This is a genomic window from Microbulbifer regidiadema (SeqCode) (genome assembly GCF_052467605.1).
Genome location: NZ_CP174316.1, coordinates 3778150 through 3797342, shown reverse-complemented (window position 1 = coordinate 3797342; position 19193 = coordinate 3778150). Strand labels below are relative to the sequence as shown.

Below are 19193 nucleotides of genomic sequence, written 5' to 3'. Positions count from 1 at the left end.
CCGCGCAAGTATTGCTCTTTTGTGGCTCAAAATTAAAATGTATACAAAATTTAAAAAGGTATACATCTTGAGAAGTCTGCTTTCCGATACAAGCCTGTCCACGATCAGCGCCGGCTTTATCGCCGTGCTGGTCGCCCTGACCAGCTCCGTAGCCATTGTGTTTGAGGCAGCCCGTGCAGCCGGCGCAGATGAGGCGATGATTGCCTCCTGGATTGGCGCTTTGGGATTGGGGATGGGGCTCTCAGGTATCTTCTTTTCCTGGTATTATCGCGCACCGATTGTTACCGCTTGGTCGACACCGGGCGCAGCGCTTCTGGCAACCAGCCTGAGCGGCATTCCTATTGCCGAGGCCATCGGCGCATTTTTTTTCAGCGCCATACTGACCATTGTGGTAGGGCTTTCCGGAGCCTTTGAACGGGTAGCCAGGCTAGTACCAGGCCCAATTGCAGGTGCTATGTTAGCGGGCATATTGCTTCAGTTCGGCCTCGGCACTTTCACCTCACTACAATCTCAACCCATCCTAGTAGGTGCCATGTTGCTAGCCTATTTAGTAGGGCGCCGTTGGATGCCTCGCTACGCTATTATTTTGGTTCTCGCCTGTGGAATAGCTGTCTGCTGGAAGCTGCGCCTATTCACGCCTGATCAGATTCACTGGCAAACACCGAAACCCATTTGGGTCACTCCGGAATTCAATCTCTCAACCCTAATCAGTGTTGGTATTCCTCTATTTATCGTCGCTATGACTTCGCAATACTTACCTGGGGCAACAACTCTCGCCGCCAGTGGTTACCAACGAGTTCCAGTTTCTCCACTGATCAGCGGAACCGGATTAGCCAACCTGCTACTCAGCCCTTTTGGCGGCTTTACCCTAACCCTTGCGTCAATTACTGGAGCAATTTGTACTGGACCCGAAGCCCACCCCAACCCGGACAAGCGCTATACCGCCGGAATTGCCGCAGGCTTTTTCTACCTTCTGGTAGGGTTATCTGGTGCCACAGTAGTTGCATTATTCAGTAACTTCCCTAATGCACTAATCGCCGGCCTCGCAGGCTTGGCTCTACTTGGGACACTCGGCAACTGCCTAGCAAGTGCCACCGCAGACACAGAAAACCGTGAGGCGGCGCTAATCACCTTCCTTATCAGCGCCTCAGGCATTAGCTTTTTAGGAATCGGTGCCGCTTTTTGGGGACTAATCGGTGGCCTGGGCTGTTATTGGTTTTTCAAACAGGGTAATAGATGAAGGCCTAATGAACCTTTACGAAAAAATCAAAGCGGATTTGCAGCGAGGCCGCTTCGCTACCGGCCAAGTGCTAAAACAAGTCGAACTGGCCGAACTTTACTCAGTGAGCCGTATTCCGGTTAGGGACGCTCTACAAAGATTGAAAAATGAGGGCTGGTTAACCGGACACGGCAAGCGCGGCGTCGCAGTGCCGCAGTTTGATCCTATTGAAGTGGAAGACCTCTACCTGATGCGCATGCGCCTGGAACCGCTGTTGCAATCCCTGGCACTGGAAAGCCTTAATGGAGAGATTCTGGGGCGGGCCAGGGATATTCTGGAATCCATGCAAGCCAAACCTGAACTCTCCGCCGAGCAGATCGGAAAACTGAATTGGGAGTTCCATGCCTGTATTTATCGGGCAGCTGCAAGACCCACACTATTTAATACCGTCGAGCACCTTCACCGGCAATGTGAGCGCTATATCGGCTACCAGTCCCACGGTCTGAATTACCAGGGCACCAGTCAGGACGAGCACTTTGCAATTCTCAAAGCAATCCAAGAGGGAAATGGGGACCAGGCCGCCGCACTGTTGGCAAAACATATAGAAACCGCCGGCAAACTATTGGTAAAGCACTTACATCAGCCCCATTTTTAAACCACTTTACCCCAGCAATCGAAAATCACCCACTGCGGCAATTTGATATGATGGCTGCCAGTTGCGGCTGCGGGGTTTCTGCGGCCCTATGGATAGCCGGAGTAATTTCCCGATGAGCCAAAGTTTCGGCCGTGGTGCCTACCCCAACACTCGCCTGCGTCGCCTGCGTGCAAAGGATTTTTCCCGTCGACTGGTGCGGGAAACCCAGTTGAGCAGTGACGACTTGATCCTGCCACTGTTTGTTATTGAGGGGCGTAACGAAACCCAAAAAGTCGCCTCAATGCCGGGTGTTGAACGCCTGAGCGTGGACCTGTTGGCCAAGAAAGCCAAGGCAGCGCATGCCTTGGGCATTCCCGCCATAGCCCTGTTTCCGGTAGTGGACCCATCGGCAAAATCCGACTGCGCCAGTGCCGCCCACGACGCCGATGGCTTGGCGCAAAGAGCTGTTCGCGAGCTGAAAAATGCGGTACCGGAATTGGGGGTTATCACCGACGTAGCCCTGGACCCCTTTACCAGCCACGGCCAGGACGGGTTGATGGACCACAGCGGTTATATCGTCAACGACGAAACCGTTGAAGTATTGGTACAGCAGGCCCTGTCCCACGCCGCTGCCGGTGCGGATATGGTGGCCCCCTCCGATATGATGGACGGCCGTATCGGCGCTATTCGCAATGCTCTCGAAAGCGCCGGCCACAGCAACACCCTGATTATGTCCTACGCGGCTAAATATGCCTCCGCTTACTACGGCCCCTTCCGCGATGCGGTGGGCTCCGCCGGCAACTTGAAAGGTGGCAATAAAGCCAGCTACCAAATGGACCCCGCCAATACCGATGAGGCACTGCACGAGTGCGCTCTCGACCTGCAAGAGGGGGCGGATATGGTGATGGTAAAACCCGGAATGCCCTACCTGGATATAGTGCGCCGGGTAAAAGAGGAGTTGCGGGTGCCCACGTTCGCCTATCAGGTGAGCGGGGAGTACGCCATGCACTGCGCCGCCTTTGACAATGGCTGGCTAAAGCGGGAGGCGGTTATTCTGGAATCCCTGCTGGCGTTCAAGCGCGCCGGTGCCGACGGCATCCTCACCTACTTTGCCGAAGAGGCCGCACAGCTGCTACAGGACTGACAGCGCAGGGAAAAGCGCGCGATTAAATCGCGCGCTGTCTTTTTAGGGCCACTGATCTTCCAGGTCCGGCCCCACCGCTTGAGCCTCCTCGACCGGCACACCGCGAGAGCCCGTGCCAAAGGTATTGCCCCTGGGCAGCTCCAGGGGCTCCTGCTCAGAACCGGGATCAAAGCCGGAATCCCCCCCAAACTCTTCCGCATCGTCGCCGCGCAACTGCTCTTGCAGCTGTTGGCGGCGCTGATCGCGCATTTGCTGCTCGCTGACATCCACTCCCCAGCCGGGGCTCATCTGCTCCCTCGGTGCCGCTTCATCGCGATCGTCGCCGAACAGATTGCGGAACCAGCGCCAGCGATTCTGCCCCTGGCACTCCGATGCCGGTTGCAGCTGGGTCTCATAGGAGAAAGGTATCTCATAGCCACCGCGACAGTACTCCGGGTCCATAAACTGCCCCCGGGAATTCACAAATTTAAGCTCCACCCCCCGGGGCAGCTCAACCGGTCCGTGATGGTGCGGCAACTTGCGCATCATCTCTGTCCAGATCGGCAGCGCACCGGTAGAGCCGGTCAGGCGGGTGCGCTCATTATCGTCCCGTCCCAACCAGACCACAGCAGTCACCTCCGGGGAGAAGCCCGCAAACCAGCTGTCGCGGTTGTTATTGGTGGTTCCGGTTTTGCCGGCGAAGGCGATACTGCTCGGTAAGTGCTTGGCCGAGCGGCGCCCGGTGCCCTCGCGCATGGCCTGCTCCAGCCCCCAGCGCAACAGATAGGCGGAGATAGGATCGACACCGCGATTCGTCTTGCGGCGGAAGTGCTGTACGCGTCTCCCCTGGGCATCGGATACCGCCAACAGGGTGCGCGGCTGCACTGTCTCACCGCCATTGGCGATAGTCTGATACATGCCGGCCACTTCGAACGGGGTCATCTCCACGGCACCCAGCAGCATCGCCGGCACCCGGGGAAGCTTCGCCTCAACCCCCAGGCGGCGGATCGTCTGGCGCACATTCTGCAAGCCGAGATCCAGTCCCAAGTGAGCCGTCGCCAGGTTGTAGGACTTGGCCAGGGCAATATAGAGCGGTATCTGACCGTGGGCGCGCTTATCGAAATTTTGCGGCATCCACACATCGCCATCGGCCTCTTCGATTCTCACCGGAGCATCGTCGATCAAAGTGGCGAGGTTGTACTCCTCGGGGCGCTCCAGCGCGGTGAGGTACACGGCGGGTTTAATCAGGGAACCCACTTGGCGACGGGCCTCCAGTGCCCGGTTAAAGCCCGGATAATTCGGGTTCCGATCTCCCACCATGGCCAGTACATTGCCGCTGCGATTGTCCAGCAGCACCGTGGCAGCCTGGAGTGAATTGGCCTTGATCCCCCGGTCTTTCTCCAGCTGACTGACCCCCCGACTGATGGACTCCTCCGCCAGTTTCTGCACCGAGGGCGCCAAGGTGGTGTAAATCCTCAAGCCCGCCGTGCGCAATTCCTCATAGGAGTAATAGGGGCGGAGTTCGGCCAGCAGCCGCTCGGTAAAGGCCGGGTAAGGGTTTTGTGCACCGGCACCGCCCTTGACCACCCCCAGAGGTTTGGCGGTGTACTTGTGAAACTCCTCGCGGCTGATCAGCCCCTGCTCCAGCATCAATTCCAGCACCGTATTGCGCCGCTGCAACGCTCGCTGAGGGTTGCGCCAGGGGTTGTAGTAAGACGCCCCCTTGGCCAGCCCCACCAACAGAGCTACCTGGTGGGGTTCCAGGGTATCCAGGGGTTGCTGAAAATAAAACTCAGAGGCCAGTCCAAAGCCATAAATGCCTCTGGCACCCTGCTGCCCCAGCCACACCTCATTGATGTACTCCTGTAGGATATAGCGCTTGTCATAGTGGACCTCCATCAGGATAGCCATCAGCGCTTCGTTAAATTTGCGCCACAGACTGGGCTTGTGGTCAAAAAAGATATTTTTAACCAGCTGCTGGGTAATCGTTGAGCCGCCCTGTACCAATCGCCCGGCTTTGGCATTGGCCACCATGGCCCGGGCAATACCGCGCGGGGAGACACCGAAGTGATTGAGGAAGTCCTGGTCCTCCACCGCGATCAGGGTATTGGCCACCAGTGGTGGGATATCGTCGAAGCGCACCGGGTTGCGGTCGTCGCCGCCCCCCAGTAGAGAGCCGATATTGGCCGCATCCAGGCGGAATTCCGCCAGACTGCGGCCATTGCTATCGCGCAGGCCGCTGATTTGATCGTTGCGCAGGCGGAAGGAGACTATCGCAGCCGGCTGACGGCCATTGGCGTGGATAAAGTCCCGGCGCCAGACCTTGTAATTCATCCCCTCCTGCACCCAGGAGCCCGGCTCGCTAAGGGTATTTTGCTTGCGGTAATTCAGGGCGGAAAATTCGGACTCCAACTCATCCGGGTGCATCGCCATACCTTCGCGCAGCACCAGCGGGCGGGCATAGACTCGGGCGGGGAGTTGGTATTGGCGGCTGTCCAGTCGCTCGCGCAGCTGCACATCCAGGTAAGCCATATACGCTGCCAGCGCCAGGGAACCCACCAGGGCTAGCAGCACTAGCAGCTTGAGCCAGCGATATCGTCGTTTGGGCTTTGACGCTCTGACGCGCCGGCGTTTCGTTGATGCCATATAAGGATTCAGTCCCGCTGCCAACTCAGTACATCAAGCGACTCTAGAGACCTGATCAAGCTCAGGCCAAGAGTCGAAGGCAGGGTACCAGCAGGTGGCAGCTCCGCTGGTATCTTGCTGACAGCGCCTCGCAGCGCTGGCGGGCCCGCCTGTAGAGCGCGAGCCAAATTCCAGGCTGGGCAGTATCTATCACCTGGCGGTTTACGTGAAGGTGCTATTTGCTCCCGTGCGAGAATTGACCCCAGCAGGCGCCGATAAGTTCACCAGGATGCGGCAGGCGCCTGTACAGAGATTAGTCATCGCCGACACTACACCGCGCCTTGCACTTGCCAAAATCACGTCCATAATGCGGCGGAAATCGAGACAATAAGCCCGAATAGGAATGATATGCAGCAATACGATCTCTACGGCATAGGTGCCGCCCTACTCGATACAGAAATCGAAGTATCGGACCAGGATTTGAGTGCCCTCGGCGTGGAAAAGGGAATCATGACCCTGGTGGATGACGCCCGCCAGCAACAGCTGGTAGACGACCTTAAAAACCATATGGTCACGGCCAAGTTGGCCTGCGGTGGCTCCGGCGCCAATACAGTGATTGCTGCCAGCTATTTCGGGCTCCGCACCTTCTATTCGTGCAAGGTTGCCGCCGACGCCAACGGGGACTTCTACAGGGATAACCTCAACAGCGCCGGAGTGGACTACCCCGAGACACTGAAGCGGGCCGACGAGGGTACCACCGGCAAGTGTCTGGTGCTGATCACCCCGGACGCCGAGCGCAGCATGAACACCTACCTGGGTATGAGTGAGCGCCTCTCCGTCGCGGAGCTGGATAGCGACGCACTGTCCGCCTCCAAGTGGGCCTATATCGAAGGCTACCTGGTCTCCTCTGACACTGGCCGCGCTGCGGCGATCAAGCTCCGCGAAGAGGCCGAAACTCACGGGGTGAAAACCGCACTCAGCCTGTCCGATCCGGCGATGGTTCAGTTCTTCGGCGAGGGGCTCAGGGAGATGATTGGCGGCGGTGTGGATATGCTGTTCTGCAACAGGGATGAGGCGCTGAGCTTTACTGCTACCGAGTCTGTTGAAGAGGCCGCTGAAGCCCTGCACGATTACTGCCGCAGCTTTGCGATTACCCTGGGCGCCGACGGCGCACTGCTGTGGGATGGCAGTAACGTTTACCGCGTAGCGAGCCCCGAGGTCCGCGCCATCGATACCAACGGCGCCGGCGATATGTTTGCCGGTGCTTTCCTCTACGCGATCAACCGCGAAATGAGCTTTAGCGAAGCCGGTGAACTGGCGTGCCGCGCCGCCGCCCAGGTGGTGAGCCAATACGGACCGCGACTGAACGCCGAGCAGCATTCCGAACTGCTCGCCCCAGTGGTCTAGTTACAGCCGCCATCCAGGGGCCCTAGGGTTTGGGGCCTCTGGAGTGGTGTCGCATACCCGGGTAGGCATCCAGTTCCGGCAATCCCGCCGCTGCGGCAATACCGAACCCCTGGGCATAGTCCACGCCCATATGACTCAGTTTTTCCATCAATTCCGGACTCTCCACATACTCGGCGATAGTGCTGATCCCCATTCTCTTCGCCAGGTGGTCGATGGTACTGACCATAGCGCTATCAATTTCATCTTCGAGCATATTGCGCACGAAGCTTCCATCGATTTTGAGAAAGTCCACAGGCAACTGGCGCAGATAGGCCAGGGAGGAAACACCGCGACCAAAGTCATCCAGGGCAAAACTGCACCCGGCAGCCCTGAGCTTGTGGATAAAAATCAGCGCCCGTTCGAGATTGTTGATGGCGCTGGTCTCGGTGATCTCGAACTGGACCCTCGAAGGGGTCACACCGGCATCGGCGAGGGATTGCAGCACAAAGTCCGCAAAGGTCTCATCCCCCAGGCTGATACCGGAAATATTAACCGCATAGTTAATCGCGCCCATGCCCAGGGACTGCTCCTGAGCCATATAGTCAAACACCCGGCGAATTACCCAGCGGTCCACTTCTTCGATCAAGCCGTAGCGCTCTGCGGCCGGGAGAAATAATCCCGGGGAAATAACACCACCATCGCGACCGCGCATCCGCACCAGGATTTCATAGTGGTGAACACTGCGATCCCCCTTGAGCGCAACCACCGGCTGCCGGTACAGCATCAGGCGGTCCTCTTTTAGCGCCGCATGAATTTCAGCCACCCAGGTTGTCTCCCGACGCTTCTCCAGTACCTTGCGGGAGTCCCCAAACAGCTTGACCCGGTTTCTGCCCTGCTCCCGCGCGCTGCAACAGGCATCGTTGGCCGAGGCCAACAGCTGGCTGGCACTGGGGGTAAAGCGGTCGACGCCGACAACACCGATCGACACCGCGACGCGGTTGTCATTGCCCTCCCAGTGAAAACTGAAGTTTTGCACCGAGTCCCGCAATCGGGCCACCACACGGCCCCCCTCTTCCAGGGTGCAGTCGCGCAGCAGTATCGCAAACTCATCACTGCCAACCCGGGCGAACAGGTCGGCGCTGGAGAGGCTGCGCTTGATAAGCTCCACCAGCTGCACCAACAACTGGTCGCCGGCGATAAAGCCGAGGGTGTCATTGATAACTTTGAACTGGTAAACATCCAGGTAGAGCAGCACATGGTGTTGGCGCTTGTCCACGCAGAGGCTGAGCTGGCTTTGCAGTTCGCTCTCAAAGAATTGTCGATTCGGCAAGCGGGTCAGGGCATCGTGGCTGCTCTGCCACATCAGGCGGGTGGAAACGCGGCGTGCGGCGGAGGTATCCCGCAGCACCAGGACATAATTCTTTAGCGCGCCCTTATCCCACAGCGCCATTACCTGCACCGTTACCTCGAGCGGGGCCTGCTCCTCTCCGGGGCGGATAATATTGGCATTAAACTCCCGGGTTCTGGGCACTTCGGTCAGGCCCGCAGACACCGGCGGTATCGGTTCAATGGTATCCCCCTGGCTATTGCACAGGCGCAGCCCCTCAGCCAGAGGTTGGCCCGGCAGTAACCCAACCAGGTCTCCAGTCATTTCATTGACCAGCGGGTTGGTGTAAATCACGGTACCGGAGGCATCGGTGACGATAACACCATCCGCGATAGCCCCCAGTGCCGCTTCCGCTGCCTGGAGGCTAATCTGCTCGCAGGGCCTCAAGCCCTCTTCCAGCTGGACGAGAGGTCCGAGGTAATGAGCGGACTCCGGATTAAACAGCGTCACGCCAGTCCCCACTCAAGCTACAACCGCGCAAAATACAGCCCCTCCCCGGCAGCGGGGGGACAGCTTGGGAAAGCCGATTATCGGACAGAGTTACCGACATCATTGCCTAAGATCGCCGATTTTATTCAACTATCTAGTCTCCCAACCGAGTTTTATTTTGCAGAGGTATAAATTGCACATTCACAGATTGGTGCGCAAGAAATTTTTTAATTTCTCGTCTGCAAATGCTCGCTGCAAAGTGGCACTGAGCAGGCTATTCACACGGCTTTGCACTTCTTCGCGACTGGGCTTGACCAGGTTGCGGTCTTTACCCGAAGCGCTATAAGTGCCGAAATAAGTGCGAGGGCCGATTTTTACTTCCAGGTGAATTTCAGCAGAGGTGTCAATCTCGGTGGTATAAACCGTATTGGGGCTGTTGTAAGTCAGTTTTACCAGCTTCGCGGTGACCTGAACTTCCGCAGCGCTATCGGTAATTCGAAATGACCAGTTTGAAAACCCCTGGCGCAGCCCCGCCGCAATGGCCTCACCGGCATCGTTGCCAATACTCACCTGGGCGGTATCGGCATAGACACCGCCCAGTGATCCCAGACCGCCACTGGGCAGCTCATTAATACCGTTCACAGTCATGCTAAACCCCTCGCCTATCGCTTCAGGAGCGACCTGAACCTGGGGCTGCAACCAAATTTGCAGCGGGCTGTGGGCGCAGGCACTAAGCAGCAGAGCAGCGCCGAGAACCAATAAGTTTTTCATGTTGAACTCCCCATAACTTCCATAAAATGATCTATTTAGCCGTGGTGGTGGCGATGCTCACTTTCATCGCTCACCCGGATAACCGGCACAAGAATATCTACACGGCTGCCATCGGCAAACAGCAACCGCAGTGGCAGCTGCTCCCCCGCCTGTAGGCGCAGGCCTTTAATCATTAAGTGCACGCCTCCGGGGGCCATCTCCACACTTGCCCCGGCGGCAATCGTCAGCTGTGCCAGCGGGCGCATCCGGTTTACCCCCCGCTCCGCTACCGTGGTATGCAGGTCGGCGGAAGCCTGTTCGATACCGGGTAACGCCACACCGGTCAGCACCCGGCTCCCTTCACCGGTGTTGTGCAGTGATACGAAGGCCGCACTCATCGGGGCGCCCGGCGGTGTTTCCCGCACATAGCCCTCCGCCTTAATTCCCATCGAATAAGCATTTTTAGAAACAGCCAATGCCGCAATTAAAAAGGCCAATGCCAATACTTTTTTCATACTGCCCCTCCGCTGGGCTTAATCAGAATCAATCTCGCCGGATTGCCGACCCGGATATCTCCGCGCACCCGATACCCGGGCACTGCCTCGCGCAGCTGCTGATAAACCCAGCGCCCCTCTGCATCGCTGCGCGCGACGATAATAACGCGCAACTGCTCGCGGCGAATTCTGCTCGCGACACGCTGCAACTGCGCCACCAGCCCAGCGGAGCGCGCCGTCAGCTCATCCGCTGGCAGGCCGATAACCTCCCCGGCGGGCAGATCCAGCTGGGCCCGCCCCCGCTCGCGATCCAGCTGAGCGCGCACCTCGGCGACCAGTGGGTTGGCCGGGGCCAGCATCTCAGCTCGCTTCAACAGGGTGTTTACTTCCCCGAAGTCCCTGCGCCGCAGGGCATCCCGGGCCCGCTCGACATAGGTGACCACAATGGTTTGAATACCGGTTGCGGCCTTACTGTTCTCCGGTTGCAGTTGCAATACACGCAGGTAGTAGTCATAGGCGCTGGCGCCGGCAGGCTGGGTTAGATGCCCTTTGCGTAGCGCCTGTTCCGCACGACTCAAAAAAAAGGAAATATTGTTGCGCCGAACCTGGTCTTGGGATGGCGTCTTTTTAGGGGCGGGAGGAGGGACAACCGTCTTCGGCGCGGGCTTAGTGAATGAGCAGGCCCCCAGGCAAAGTGCCAATAACAGCAGTAGCCCAAGGCTGTGAAGGCGTTCAAATGACGGCAAAACAATCCCCTATTGTTGTTTTTTTTGTACCACTGGCGTCGCTATACTGCTGCGGCGACTGAACCCCCACCTGGTGCAGCAGTCTGAGCTGTGCACCCGACTATAATGAATTTTTTCATCTATGGCTGTGATGACCAAAAGTTTCCGGAAAAATTTCCTCGTTCTGCTGACAATCCTGCTGGCAATGGCCAGTGTTGGGGCCTCAGCGCAGAACTCCGATAACCCTTTCGCTTCATTGAGCAGTGCCCAGGAAAATACTTTCCTACCGGTCGATGAAGCCTACCGGCAGGATTTGCTCTTCGACGCCAATGGCCTCAACGGGCTCTTCCAGATTGCCCCGGAGTACTATCTCTATCGCGAAAAGCTGGCCCTGTACCGGGTCGACAGCGGTGAGAAAACTCCCATCCCCCTAAACCTGCCGACCGGTGAGGTCATCTGGGATGATTATTTCGAAAAGGAAACCGAGGTCTACCGGGGCCAGCTGGAGTTTGCCCTGGACCTCCCCGAGTCCGGTAGTACCACGCGACTCGAGCTCCACTACCAAGGTTGTGCCGATGCAGGGCTCTGCTATCCGCCCCAGACCCGCTACTACAGCGTGGATTTTGCCAACCGGGCTATCCAACCCGGAGACAGCGCCTCCATCGCCGGCGCGTCCACTCCGCCGGCGGGCAGCGGCACCGCCACCGGCAGTAGCAATGTCACCTTATCGCTGGCGCTGCTGCTCGCATTTGCCGGCGGCCTGATTCTGAACCTGATGCCCTGTGTCTTCCCGGTACTGTCGATTAAATTACTGGCGGTGAGCCAGGCGGCGCAAAATGCCAGTCAAAGGCACCACCACGGCTGGGCCTATACACTGGGCGTGGTGGTGAGCTTTGTGGCTATCGCCGCTGTGATGCTCGCCCTCCGCGCCGGCGGAGAGGCCGTCGGCTGGGGCTTCCAGCTTCAGTCGCCCTGGCTGGTGGCTGCGCTCGCCTACCTGTTCTTTACCATGGGTCTGAGCCTGTCCGGAATGACCGAGCTGGGCAGTAGTCTGATGGGAATCGGCGGTAGCCTAAACAAGCGCCAGGGGTTGTCGGGCTCTGTCGCATCCGGCGCCCTGGCAACGCTGGTGGCCAGCCCCTGCACTGCGCCACTGATGGGCTCCGCACTGGGGTTTGCCGTCACACAGCCCCCGCTAATCGCACTGAGTGTTTTTGCCGCCCTCGGCGCCGGCATGGCAGCCCCCTTTCTGTTGCTGACTTATATCCCCGCCCTGGCGGAAAAGCTGCCGAAGCCCGGCCCCTGGATGGATCGCCTGAAGCAGCTGCTGGCCTTCCCCATGTATCTCACTGCGGTGTGGCTGCTGTGGGTCCTGGGGCGACAGACCGGTGGAGATGGTATTGCATTGGTACTGGCCGGTGCCGTGGCCATTGCATTTGCCCTGTGGCTTTGGCCGCGCCCGCAATGGCACTGGCTGCGCGGCGCCCTCGCGCTCGCCGCCCTGACCCTGGCGGTTTTACTCCTGCCACAGCTTAAAACCGTCAACCAGGCGGAGCCGCTGTCCGGCAGCGACTACTGGGAGCCCTATTCGGCAGAGCGACTGGAAGCTGCGCGCGGTGAAGGCCGCGCAGTTCTCGCCAATATGACGGCGGCCTGGTGCATCACCTGCCTGATGAATGAGAAAGCCGTACTGTCGAGCACCGAAGTCAGCGATGCCCTGGAGCGTCTCAACGTGGTCGCACTGAAGGGCGACTGGACCAATCAAGACCCGAGAATCAGCGAGCTATTGGCCAAATACGGGCGCACCAGTGTGCCGCTCTACCTTCTCTATCCCGCCGATGGGGGTGAGGCAAAAATACTGCCGCAGATACTGTCCCAAGATGATTTGCTCCAGGAACTGGAGAATGCGGTGGGCAGTCCTTTGAGCACAGGGAGCGCGCAGTAAAACTTCTGGCGTCTTTGTAGCCAACAACCCAAGGTAAACAGGCCACAACCCGGATATTTTGAACTAATTTTTTGCCCAATATCGCCGAACTGCTGCTAACTTCGATAAACTCCCAAACTGGCATGGACAGGGAGTCACTTTTGCGGCAGACTCGGTTAAAGCGTTCGGGCAATTAGGCCGAAAATTCGGGTTTGCCCGCAAGATAGCCAATTTTAACCCACTTTATATGGGTTTTCGGCAACTTTCTTCAGGGCGAATTATGGCTAAACTTCTTCTCCTTCACGGCCCCAACCTAAATCTTTTGGGCAGCCGCGAACCGCATATCTACGGGACCACCACCCTGGCGGATATCAATGAGGCCGCCCTGCGCCAGTGCAGTGCCGCCGGCCACGAACTGGAAGTCTTGCAGAGCAATAGCGAGTCGGCCCTGCTGGAGCGCATCCACTTGGCGGCGACTAGCGGCGTGGACTTTATCGTGATCAACCCGGCTGCGTTCACCCATACCAGTGTCGCCCTGCGCGATGCCCTGGCAGCGGTTGCCATCCCCTTTATTGAGCTTCACCTGTCGAACCCCCACGCCAGGGAAGCGTTCCGACACCATTCCTATCTTTCAGATCTGGCCTGCGGCGTAATCTGTGGCTTTGGCGCCAACAGCTACACCCTGGCTCTACAGGCAGCGATCCACCAATTGGATGCCGACCTGCACAACAACGAATCAAACTGCGAGTAAATAACTATGGATATCCGCAAAATTAAAAAATTGATTGAGCTGCTCGAAGAGTCGGATATCGGCGAGCTGGAAATCAAAGAGGGCGAAGAGTCCGTGCGCATCAGCCGCGGCATCAGTAGCGCAGCCCAACCGGTTGCGCCAGTTTACACGGCTCCCCCCGCCCCCGTTCAGACGCCTCCCGCCGCCGCTGCCACCACCGCCCCGGTGGAAAAAGAGTCCAAACCGGCGCTCAGCGGACACGCGGTGAAGTCGCCGATGGTGGGCACCTATTACGCCGCACCCAGCCCCGGTGCTGAGCCCTTCGTGAAAGTCGGGCAGCAGGTTAAGGCCGGCGACGTTGTCTGTATCGTCGAAGCGATGAAGATGATGAACCAGATCGAGGCTGACAAAGCCGGTACCATCGAGTCCATCCTGCTCGAAGATGGCCAACCGGTAGAGTTTGACCAGCCCCTCGTGACCATCGTCTGAGTGGGGTAAGTCACAATGTTCGACAAAATCCTAATCGCCAACCGCGGCGAAATCGCCCTGCGGATTTTGCGCGCCTGTAAAGAGATGGGTATCGCCACTGTGGCGGTGCACTCCCTGGTAGACCGCAATCTCAAGCATGTACGCCTGGCCGACGAATCCGTATGTATCGGCCCCAACCCCTCCCCGCAGAGCTACTTGAATGTGCCGGCGCTGATCTCCGCCATGGAGATCACCGACGCCGTAGCCGTACACCCCGGCTACGGCTTTCTCGCAGAGAACGCCGACTTCGCCGAGCAGGTGCAAAAGAGCGGCTTTACCTTTATCGGCCCGGACCCGGATGTGATCCGCCTGATGGGTGACAAGGTATCGGCCATTGCCGCCATGAAAAAGGCCGGCGTTCCCACCGTGCCAGGCTCCGACGGCCCGCTGCCCGATAACAGCGAGCGCTGTATGGAGATCGGCCGCAGTATCGGTTATCCAGTCATTATTAAAGCTGCCGCCGGTGGCGGTGGTCGCGGCATGCGCGTAGTGGAAAGGGAAGAGGAGCTGGTAAACGCGATCGCCGTGACCAAGTCCGAAGCCCAGGCGGCCTTCGGTGACGGCACCGTCTATATGGAAAAATTCCTGCAGAATCCCCGCCATGTGGAGATCCAGGTAATGGCCGATGGCCAGGGCAATGCGATCCACCTGGGCGATCGCGACTGCTCTCTACAGCGCCGCCACCAAAAGGTTCTGGAGGAGGCCCCGGCGCCGGGTATTCCCGACGAGGTGCGCAGGCAGGTACACGAGTCCTGTGTACAAGCCTGTATCGATATCGGCTATCGCGGTGCGGGTACTTTTGAATTCCTGTATGAAAATGAGCGCTTCTACTTTATCGAAATGAACACCCGTATCCAGGTGGAGCACCCGGTTACGGAAATGGTCACCGGCGTCGACCTGATCAAAGAGCAGATTCGCGTTTGTGCCGGCGAGAAGCTGTCCCTAAAGCAGGAAGATATCGTGATCAAAGGCCACTCCTTTGAATGCCGTATCAACGCCGAAGACCCCCAGACCTTCTTCCCCTGCCCCGGCAAGGTCAACAACTTCCATATGCCCGGCGGCCTGGGTGTGCGGGTGGACTCCCACCTCTACTCCGGCTACTCGGTGCCCCCCAACTACGACTCCATGATCGCCAAGCTGATCACCCATGCGGAAGACCGTGAAACCGCATTGGCGCGTATGCGCGTGGCCCTATCGGAGCTGGTGGTCGATGGGATTAAAACCAATATTCCCCTGCAGGAAGACTTGGTGCGGGATGAAAACTTCGCTAGGGGTGGAGTCAATATCCACTACCTGGAGAAAAAGTTAGGCCTTTAAGCGCTCGCCAGCCGGGGCAAAGTTAGCGAGAATTGCGGCAAACTTAACGACACTGAGTGTCGCCAGGGATGGCTACCGTCGTTAACTGAGTGCGGTCCGACCGCAACTAACATCGCTACAACAGCGCAACCAGTACTCCGGAATAACTATGCCCTGGCTACAACTCCGCGTGGACACCGACCGTGACCACGCGGAAAAAATCGAAGACGCACTGCTTTTTGCCGGTGCCGTATCTGTCACCCTACAAGACAACGCCGACCAACCGATCCTTGAGCCCGGGCTCGGAGAGGTGCCCCTGTGGGAGCAAACACGGGTTACCGGGCTGTTCGATGCGGAAGTCGACACTTCGGTCACCGAGGCAAAAGCCGCCTCCTTCCTGTGCGAAATGCTGCCCAACGTCCGCTGGGAGCAGCTGGAGGACAAGGACTGGGAGCGCGAGTGGATGAGCCACTACAAGCCGATCCAGTGCGGTCCCAACTTGTGGATCTGCCCCAGCTGGTGCGAACCACCACAAGCGGATGCCGTCAATCTGCTGCTGGATCCGGGCCTCGCCTTCGGCACCGGCACTCACCCGACCACCTTCCTGTGCCTACAGTGGCTGGCGCGGCAAGAGCTCGAAGGCAAGAGTGCCATCGACTTCGGTTGCGGCTCCGGTATTCTGGGTATCAGCGCACTGCTGCTGGGAGCGGAGCGGGTTCTCGGCACCGATATCGACCCCCAGGCACTGATTGCCAGTCGCGACAACGCCCAGCGCAACGGCATAGACCCGGAGCGCTTCCCGGTCTACCTGCCCGAGCAAATGCCCAGTGAAGCCGTCGATGTTATGCTGGCCAATATTCTCGCCGGCCCCCTGGTAGAACTCGCCCCGCATCTGGTACAACTCACCCAAGTCGGCGGAAAAATCTGCCTATCCGGTATTCTCAGCTCCCAGGCAGAGCAGGTGAAAGTCGCCTATAGCGAGTGGATCGAGTTCGATACCGATGGCGAACACGAGGGCTGGGTCAGACTGACAGGCAAGCGGGTGCGCTAAATGCGCTCCCGAGCACTACGCGGGACCCCTTTGGGCTGATAAACTTGGCCGCTAAATAAACTGCGCTCTAGTCGAATGTCTCAACTGGTAACCCGCTGCCCCCATTGCAGCACATCATTTCATATTAATGACCAGCAACTGCGCGCTGCCCGCGGCGCCGTTCGCTGTGGGTCTTGCCTACAGGTGTTTCGCGCAGATGAAAACATCGTTTTCTCGGAAGGCGATCGCGACAGCCACAATGAGCTGGAGACCCTGCTGGAAGACGATGACTTCCTAATCCACGACGATATTGAACTCGACGAGGACAAACCGGCCCCGCCGCCGGCGCCAGCGGATTCCACCCCCAGCCGGGAGGGCGCAACTGCGGACGCCGCAGCACAGGCACCCAAAGAGTACAGCGAGACCGCGCAGGAATTAATCGGCGATGCGTTTGGCGATCACGAGTGGCAGAAGCTGGAGGCCACCCCATTAGAGGAGGAGGCCGAAGAGGACCTGGATAAAGTCCTCAAGCCGGACTGGGAGGCGCTCCCCGATTTCGAAGCACCGCCCTCATCTGAATACAGTACCGACAACACAACCGCAGAATTTGAGAGCCCGGCCCCCCTCTGGGACGCCGAGGAAACACCCGCTGCCGCCGAACCGCTAGATACCTCGACTGCCGCCGGCGAAGCCCGCCGGGAGCCCGTCTTTGCCGACGACGAGCCCGCAGCGGCTGAGGAGCCCCAGCGGGAGCAGTTGATCTCCGCTATTCAGCCGGCACCTCTGGAGATGTCCTGGGGCCTCCCCAAACAGAAACGCACGGTTTCCCCCTGGCTGTGGCGCACACTGATCCCCCTAGCGATCCTCGGTATCGTCGTTCAGATCGCCTACTTCCAGTTCGACAGCCTCAGCCGCAAACAACCCTGGCGCAATATTTACGCGGCCATTTGCCCCGCACTGGGCTGCAACCTGCCGCAGCTGCAAGACCACCAGGCAATCCAGGCCTCCAACCTGATGGTTCGCACCCACCCACAGCTGGAGGGCGCCCTGGTAGTGGATGCGGTGCTGCTCAATACCGCCCCCTATGCACAGCCCTTTCCCAACCTGCTGCTGCACTTTAGCGACCTGAAAGATCGAGCCGTAGCCAGCCGCCGCTTTACCCCGGACGAGTACTTGCAGGGAGAGTTGGCCGGACGCAAGCTGATGCCCCAGAACAGCCCCATTCATATTGCGATAGAGGTGGTTGACCCCGGTGCAGAAGCGGTAAACTACGAGCTCAATATCACCTACTAGCCTCAATTGAGCGACCATCAATTAAGTGACCCAATTGAGGGGGTGGCGCCATAAACAACCAAACCTGCGCATTCCGCAGGCTAAGTGGACAGCGATCGATCAAATTGCCCGCTTTTTCGCTTTGCCATTAACGGGCCAGCCGCTATCATAGGCGGCCGTTTTGCCGGGGCACCAATTGCCCTTCCTTCAGCCCACATGGAGCTACCGTGTCTACTGCCATTGGCCCCTATATTATCGACAACCCGGTAATTCTGGCGCCCATGGCCGGCGTCACCGACCGCCCCTTCCGCCAGCTGTGCCGAGAACTCGGTGCCGGATTGGTGGTTTCGGAGATGGTGACCTCGGACACTCGCCTGTGGAACAGCCGCAAGTCGCGCTTGCGCCTGGATCACGGTGGCGAAGCGGCACCCATATCGGTGCAGATCGCCGGCGGCGATCCCGAGATGATGGCGCAAGCCGCTCGGGAAAATGCTCGTCGCGGCGCGCAAATCATCGATATTAATATGGGCTGCCCGGCAAAAAAGGTGTGTAAGAAAGCAGCGGGCTCCGCCCTGCTGCGGGATGAGAAGCTGGTTGCGGATATTCTTCAAGCCGTGGTCCAGTCTGTTTCCGTCCCGGTGACGCTGAAAATCCGCACCGGCTGGTGCCCGGATTCCCGCAATGGCGTCACTGTAGCCAAAATGGCCGAGGATGCCGGGATCGCAGCACTGGCGGTTCACGGTCGCACTCGCGCCTGCGGCTACCACGGACAGGCTGAATTCGATACCATTGCCGAAATTGTATCCAGGGTAAAAATCCCGGTTTTTGCCAATGGCGACATCTGCAGTGCTGAGAGAGCCCGAGAGGTGCTCGATTACACTGGCGCATCAGCGGTCATGATTGGCCGTGCAGCACAGGGACGACCATGGATTTTTCGGGAAATAGCCCACTATCTCGCCACCGGCGAGCGGCTACCCGAACCGACATTGGATGAAGTCAGGAATATTTTGCTCGCCCATTTGGGTGAACTACACCGATTCTACGGTGAGGTGATGGGGGTCCGTATCGCTCGCAAACATGTGGGCTGGTACTTGAAGACGCTCGCAAACAGCGAGTCCTTCCGCAAGACCTTTTTCCAAATAGAGAGTGCAGAAGTACAACATGCCAGCGTTCACGAGTGGTTTGAACGCCGAATAACGAGAGGGGCACAAGCGGCATGAATAACGAAGTATTGATTCCGGATACTGGCAATGAAGAAGTATCCTCCAGGGGGCAGACTCAGCTGGCACAGCCACAGCAGCAGTCCCTGCGCGATGCCGTCGAGCACGCAATGGAGAACTACTTCCGCCACCTGGATGGCCAGATGGTGACCGATGTCTACGACATGGTGCTATCAGAGATCGAAGCGCCCATGCTCGAAGTGGTAATGAAATATACCCGCCACAACCAGACCCGCGCCGCGCAATTACTGGGTCTCAACCGTGGCACCCTGCGCAAGAAGCTGAAGCGCTACGGCCTGCTGTAAGCTGCCAACCGAGCGAATTTTTGAAGGGGGATGAGGTAACTCATCCCCCTTCGCTATTTTCCCGGCAGCATTTTTGCTGTCACAGTGGATAAGCCGCTAAAACCCTTTAAACATCC

At 58.4% G+C, this 19193-nt stretch carries 17 protein-coding genes; 12 read left to right on the top strand and 5 right to left on the bottom strand.

Features of this window, described 5'->3' with window-relative positions; genetic code table 11:
• Window positions 1–67: 67 nt before the first annotated feature.
• From ACJJIF_RS17145 to hemB, 3 genes are all read left to right on the top strand, one after another.
• Complete coding sequence (locus tag ACJJIF_RS17145) at window positions 68–1240, top strand: benzoate/H(+) symporter BenE family transporter (protein ID WP_444929536.1); 1173 nt, start codon at window positions 68–70, stop codon at window positions 1238–1240.
• Window positions 1241–1247: 7 nt separating this feature from the next.
• Window positions 1248–1874: a GntR family transcriptional regulator gene (locus ACJJIF_RS17140; RefSeq protein ID WP_444929535.1), complete on the top strand. Its 627-nt coding sequence runs from the start codon at window positions 1248–1250 to the stop codon at window positions 1872–1874.
• 112 nt (window positions 1875–1986) lie between these two features.
• On the top strand, window positions 1987–2997 hold the full coding sequence (hemB, locus tag ACJJIF_RS17135) for a porphobilinogen synthase (RefSeq protein WP_444929534.1): 1011 nt from the start codon (window positions 1987–1989) through the stop codon (window positions 2995–2997).
• A 42-nt stretch (window positions 2998–3039) separates the two neighbouring features.
• Here the strand turns inward: hemB and mrcB are convergent, their stop codons facing one another.
• Window positions 3040–5622: a penicillin-binding protein 1B gene (mrcB, locus tag ACJJIF_RS17130; protein WP_444929533.1), complete on the bottom strand. Its 2583-nt coding sequence runs from the start codon at window positions 5620–5622 to the stop codon at window positions 3040–3042.
• Window positions 5623–6009: 387 nt separating this feature from the next.
• Between mrcB and ACJJIF_RS17125 the strand changes: the two genes are divergently transcribed.
• Window positions 6010–7008, top strand: a complete 999-nt coding sequence (locus ACJJIF_RS17125; RefSeq protein ID WP_444929532.1) for an adenosine kinase — start codon at window positions 6010–6012, stop codon at window positions 7006–7008.
• A gap of 22 nt (window positions 7009–7030) precedes the next feature.
• Here ACJJIF_RS17125 and ACJJIF_RS17120 read toward each other — a convergent pair whose 3' ends face one another.
• The 4 genes from ACJJIF_RS17120 to ACJJIF_RS17105 form a co-directional block, all read right to left on the bottom strand.
• A complete protein-coding gene (locus ACJJIF_RS17120; RefSeq protein ID WP_444929531.1) occupies window positions 7031–8824 on the bottom strand; it encodes an EAL domain-containing protein in 1794 nt (597 codons plus the stop codon).
• A 180-nt stretch (window positions 8825–9004) separates the two neighbouring features.
• The gene (locus ACJJIF_RS17115) at window positions 9005–9574 is read right to left on the bottom strand and encodes a YajG family lipoprotein (protein ID WP_444929530.1); all 570 of its coding nucleotides are present in this window, start codon (window positions 9572–9574) and stop codon (window positions 9005–9007) included.
• A gap of 35 nt (window positions 9575–9609) precedes the next feature.
• Complete coding sequence (locus ACJJIF_RS17110; protein ID WP_444929529.1) at window positions 9610–10068, bottom strand: copper chaperone PCu(A)C; 459 nt, start codon at window positions 10066–10068, stop codon at window positions 9610–9612.
• Window positions 10065–10793: an N-acetylglucosaminyltransferase gene (locus tag ACJJIF_RS17105; RefSeq protein WP_444929528.1), complete on the bottom strand. Its 729-nt coding sequence runs from the start codon at window positions 10791–10793 to the stop codon at window positions 10065–10067. Before ACJJIF_RS17105 ends, ACJJIF_RS17110 begins: the two co-directional genes overlap by 4 nt.
• Window positions 10794–10914: 121 nt before the next feature.
• Between ACJJIF_RS17105 and ACJJIF_RS17100 the strand changes: the two genes are divergently transcribed.
• From ACJJIF_RS17100 to fis, 8 genes are all read left to right on the top strand, one after another.
• Window positions 10915–12717 carry a protein-disulfide reductase DsbD family protein gene (locus tag ACJJIF_RS17100; protein ID WP_444929527.1) on the top strand — a complete coding sequence of 601 codons (1803 nt, stop codon included), beginning with the start codon at window positions 10915–10917 and terminating at the stop codon, window positions 12715–12717.
• A 259-nt stretch (window positions 12718–12976) separates the two neighbouring features.
• A complete protein-coding gene (aroQ, locus tag ACJJIF_RS17095; RefSeq protein WP_444929526.1) occupies window positions 12977–13447 on the top strand; it encodes a type II 3-dehydroquinate dehydratase in 471 nt (156 codons plus the stop codon).
• A gap of 6 nt (window positions 13448–13453) precedes the next feature.
• On the top strand, window positions 13454–13915 hold the full coding sequence (gene accB, locus ACJJIF_RS17090; protein WP_444929525.1) for an acetyl-CoA carboxylase biotin carboxyl carrier protein: 462 nt from the start codon (window positions 13454–13456) through the stop codon (window positions 13913–13915).
• Window positions 13916–13930: 15 nt separating this feature from the next.
• Window positions 13931–15271 (top strand): acetyl-CoA carboxylase biotin carboxylase subunit, encoded by a 1341-nt coding sequence (accC, locus tag ACJJIF_RS17085; protein ID WP_444929524.1) that lies wholly within the window; start codon window positions 13931–13933, stop codon window positions 15269–15271.
• Window positions 15272–15419: 148 nt separating this feature from the next.
• Complete coding sequence (prmA, locus tag ACJJIF_RS17080; RefSeq protein ID WP_444929523.1) at window positions 15420–16301, top strand: 50S ribosomal protein L11 methyltransferase; 882 nt, start codon at window positions 15420–15422, stop codon at window positions 16299–16301.
• 75 nt (window positions 16302–16376) lie between these two features.
• Entirely contained in the window at window positions 16377–17573 is a 1197-nt protein-coding gene (locus ACJJIF_RS17075; protein WP_444929522.1) for a DUF3426 domain-containing protein, read from the top strand.
• A 206-nt stretch (window positions 17574–17779) separates the two neighbouring features.
• Entirely contained in the window at window positions 17780–18772 is a 993-nt protein-coding gene (gene dusB, locus ACJJIF_RS17070; protein ID WP_444929521.1) for a tRNA dihydrouridine synthase DusB, read from the top strand.
• Complete coding sequence (gene fis, locus ACJJIF_RS17065) at window positions 18769–19077, top strand: DNA-binding transcriptional regulator Fis (RefSeq protein ID WP_020411495.1); 309 nt, start codon at window positions 18769–18771, stop codon at window positions 19075–19077. Before dusB ends, fis begins: the two co-directional genes overlap by 4 nt.
• The last annotated feature ends 116 nt before the right edge of the window (window positions 19078–19193 follow it).

Excerpts from the sequence above, each read along its gene's own strand:
- ACJJIF_RS17140 (WP_444929535.1), top strand. The coding sequence starts at position 1,248 with ATGAACCTTTACGAAAAAATCAAAGCGGATTTGCAGCGAGGCCGCTTC.
- hemB (WP_444929534.1), top strand. The coding sequence starts at position 1,987 with ATGAGCCAAAGTTTCGGCCGTGGTGCCTACCCCAACACTCGCCTGCGT.
- mrcB (WP_444929533.1), bottom strand. The coding sequence starts at position 5,622 with ATGGCATCAACGAAACGCCGGCGCGTCAGAGCGTCAAAGCCCAAACGA.
- ACJJIF_RS17125 (WP_444929532.1), top strand. The coding sequence starts at position 6,010 with ATGCAGCAATACGATCTCTACGGCATAGGTGCCGCCCTACTCGATACA.
- ACJJIF_RS17115 (WP_444929530.1), bottom strand. The coding sequence starts at position 9,574 with ATGAAAAACTTATTGGTTCTCGGCGCTGCTCTGCTGCTTAGTGCCTGC.
- ACJJIF_RS17110 (WP_444929529.1), bottom strand. The coding sequence starts at position 10,068 with ATGAAAAAAGTATTGGCATTGGCCTTTTTAATTGCGGCATTGGCTGTT.
- ACJJIF_RS17100 (WP_444929527.1), top strand. The coding sequence starts at position 10,915 with ATGGCTGTGATGACCAAAAGTTTCCGGAAAAATTTCCTCGTTCTGCTG.
- aroQ (WP_444929526.1), top strand. The coding sequence starts at position 12,977 with ATGGCTAAACTTCTTCTCCTTCACGGCCCCAACCTAAATCTTTTGGGC.
- accB (WP_444929525.1), top strand. The coding sequence starts at position 13,454 with ATGGATATCCGCAAAATTAAAAAATTGATTGAGCTGCTCGAAGAGTCG.
- accC (WP_444929524.1), top strand. The coding sequence starts at position 13,931 with ATGTTCGACAAAATCCTAATCGCCAACCGCGGCGAAATCGCCCTGCGG.
- prmA (WP_444929523.1), top strand. The coding sequence starts at position 15,420 with ATGCCCTGGCTACAACTCCGCGTGGACACCGACCGTGACCACGCGGAA.
- ACJJIF_RS17075 (WP_444929522.1), top strand. The coding sequence starts at position 16,377 with ATGTCTCAACTGGTAACCCGCTGCCCCCATTGCAGCACATCATTTCAT.
- fis (WP_020411495.1), top strand. The coding sequence starts at position 18,769 with ATGAATAACGAAGTATTGATTCCGGATACTGGCAATGAAGAAGTATCC.